Origin of the sequence: Candidatus Sarmatiella mevalonica, assembly GCF_016751895.1 — a bacterium.
GTDB lineage: Bacteria > Pseudomonadota > Alphaproteobacteria > Rickettsiales > Rickettsiaceae > Sarmatiella > Sarmatiella mevalonica.
The window spans coordinates 1-2,283 of record NZ_JACVVM010000108.1; the positions used below are offsets into that span (position 1 = coordinate 1).

The window sequence follows — 2,283 nt, forward strand, 5'->3', positions numbered from 1 at the left end:
TTACTTGCCGCTTGATGCTAAAATAGACCTCTTTCGAAACTCGCTCATGATGAGCAAATGCGAGGAGTATACGAAGCACAGAGCCGCAGCGTACATGAAGTACGTGAGGACTTGCGCATCGGAGCGACGAAGCAGTTGCCATCAGGAGTAGAGTTAGGAAAGAGGTCTAATAATCACGAACAACCTTCTTCACCCTTCACATTGGCTAATTGTTAATTAAATACTTACGCAAGAGGTCTGATGTCTCGTTTTAATGCCTCTTTATCTAGCTTCTTCCATGGCCTATCTCTTTTGTTGCTGCTCTCTATTTTTTTGCTCCATCTAAATACTGCCGCTCTTGATATCCCAAATCTTAATGCTACTTCGCTAAATGAAAACCCCTCCTTTTCCTTTACTTCTAATACCTTCTTACGAAAATCTATTGAATATATCATGTCATCTTTAATATAAGGGTTATTGCTTTCACTTTACTCCCTCTTAGTTTATATTTATTTAGGAATGCCTAAAACTCTCTTGACTCGACATGTTCTATCATTTAGAATAATGAACTGTTCTAAATGATTCGCTGTTTTGTGTAAGGCTTATGCTACACATAGCGTGTTTAAGTGCTGCGGCGTTTTTGCTGTTTAGATTTTCTCTTCTTGTTCCCGGCTTGCTATGGCTCTTGGCTGGGTTCTTTTTGCCCGCGTGATGGAATGGTAGACATAACGGACTTAAAATCCGTGGAGCTTTGCTCTTGCCGGTTCAAGTCCGGCCGCGGGTACCATTTTTCTTTCATTAGACCTCTTTCGAAACTCATTTATACTAGCTCCATGTTATAAATAGCTGCAATCAAATTGAATCTGAGCCCAAATCTTTTACGTCTATTCCGATATTTATCAGATATGATTTTAAATCGTTTAATCATGCCGATAACATTTTCATTAACCACTCTTTCACTGACAAGCTCTTGGTTTTTCTCTTTATCCTCTTTTGTTAACGGGTTTTTCTTAGTCTTCTTTCTTGGTAATTCAGATTTGCTATGCAGCTTTCGTATGCCTTGATATCCAGTGTCAGTAATGACCTTTATATCAGAATTTATCTTTGTTCTCGACTCTTTAAATAGCCTAAAATCATACCGTTTACCATTTGCAAAAGCAGTGCGTATTACTTGTTTCATCTTCTTATCGACAACAACTTGGGTTTTTAATGTATGCCTTCTCTTTTTCCCTGAATAATACCGCTTTTGCTTGTTATTCCGATTCTTAATCCTTTTCTTATTTCTAGTCCTTATTTTTTTAGGACACTCTATTAGACCTCTTTCGAAACTCGCTCAATTAAGAGCAAATGCGAGGAGTATACGAAGCAGAGCCGCAGCGTACATGAAGTACGTGAGGACTTGCGCATCGACAGCGTCGCCACAGTTGCCATCAGGAGTAGAGTTAGGAAAGAGGTCTATTGGCGTTTCTGTTGTATCTATTAGTATAACTTCATATTCCATATCGCTTCTAAGTAATGCCTTGCGACCAGGCAAAGCAAAATCAGGATGTTTGATTAGCGTATCTTCTATCCACTTAATTCCTTTGTAACAGGAACTTTCGCTTATTCCATAACTTTGACTAACATGGAAATATGCGCGGTATTCTCTGATATATTCCAATGCCATTAATAGCTGATTTTCCATGCTCAGCTTATTTCTTCTACCTCCTTTAGTTTTTTCTTTTTATCAGCTTCTTCTAATATTTTTACCATCTTATCAAACGTACCACGCTTAACTCCTGTTAATCTTCTGAATTGATCATCTGATAAAATCTTCACTTGTTCATATTTCAATTGCACAACCATAATATTTTTATTGACCTAGCTTGAGTATACACATATATCGCAGTTTCGAAAGAGGTCTTATATTTGTCAGCTTAGTACCGGACAGTTAGGTAAAAAAGTAGTAGCGTAAAGGTAGAAAAGCAGTTAAACATATACATTTTTAACGATAATTAAGGATGTTTATGTTCTATAATACCACTTTACGCCAAATGTTATCAAAACACTTTCGATGGAATAAATCAAGAGTCGAATTATTGGGGATGATAATTTTATCACTTTTTAAGACCCAGAACGTACAAATTTCTAAAATAGACCTCTTGCGTAAGTATATAGAATTGGAAATTACTTACAGGGAGGGGTTGATATTTTTTATAAAGCGTGTATAGAACTTGATTTTTAACCAACAAGAGACTATACACAATGATAAGATACAGTAAAATTGCTAAACATCCAAGAGTTTTTTTAAGATTATTTGGCATG

General features: G+C 36.5%; 3 protein-coding genes, 1 tRNA gene and 2 pseudogenes. 3 read left to right on the forward strand and 3 right to left on the reverse strand.

Annotated features, from left to right (window positions below; translation table 11 throughout):
• Positions 1-57: 57 nt before the first annotated feature.
• On the forward strand, positions 58-216 hold the full coding sequence (locus tag Sarmat_RS06525; protein WP_202149504.1) for a hypothetical protein: 159 nt from the start codon (positions 58-60) through the stop codon (positions 214-216).
• An 8-nt stretch (positions 217-224) separates the two neighbouring features.
• Here Sarmat_RS06525 and Sarmat_RS06530 read toward each other — a convergent pair whose 3' ends face one another.
• On the reverse strand, positions 225-434 hold the full coding sequence (locus Sarmat_RS06530) for an IS630 transposase-related protein (RefSeq protein ID WP_202149951.1): 210 nt from the start codon (positions 432-434) through the stop codon (positions 225-227).
• Between the two features lie 247 nt (positions 435-681).
• On the opposite strand from Sarmat_RS06530, the gene Sarmat_RS06535 reads away from it, so the two are divergent.
• Positions 682-766: transfer RNA gene (locus Sarmat_RS06535), tRNA-Leu, on the forward strand.
• A gap of 33 nt (positions 767-799) precedes the next feature.
• Here the strand turns inward: Sarmat_RS06535 and Sarmat_RS06540 are convergent.
• A pseudogene (locus Sarmat_RS06540) lies at positions 800-1,291 on the reverse strand (transposase); the annotation flags it as partial.
• A gap of 147 nt (positions 1,292-1,438) precedes the next feature.
• Positions 1,439-1,812 (reverse strand): annotated as a pseudogene (locus tag Sarmat_RS06545) (transposase family protein); the annotation flags it as partial.
• A 200-nt stretch (positions 1,813-2,012) separates the two neighbouring features.
• Between Sarmat_RS06545 and Sarmat_RS06550 the strand changes: the two are divergent.
• Positions 2,013-2,189: a hypothetical protein gene (locus Sarmat_RS06550; protein ID WP_202149952.1), complete on the forward strand. Its 177-nt coding sequence runs from the start codon at positions 2,013-2,015 to the stop codon at positions 2,187-2,189.
• The last annotated feature ends 94 nt before the right edge of the window (positions 2,190-2,283 follow it).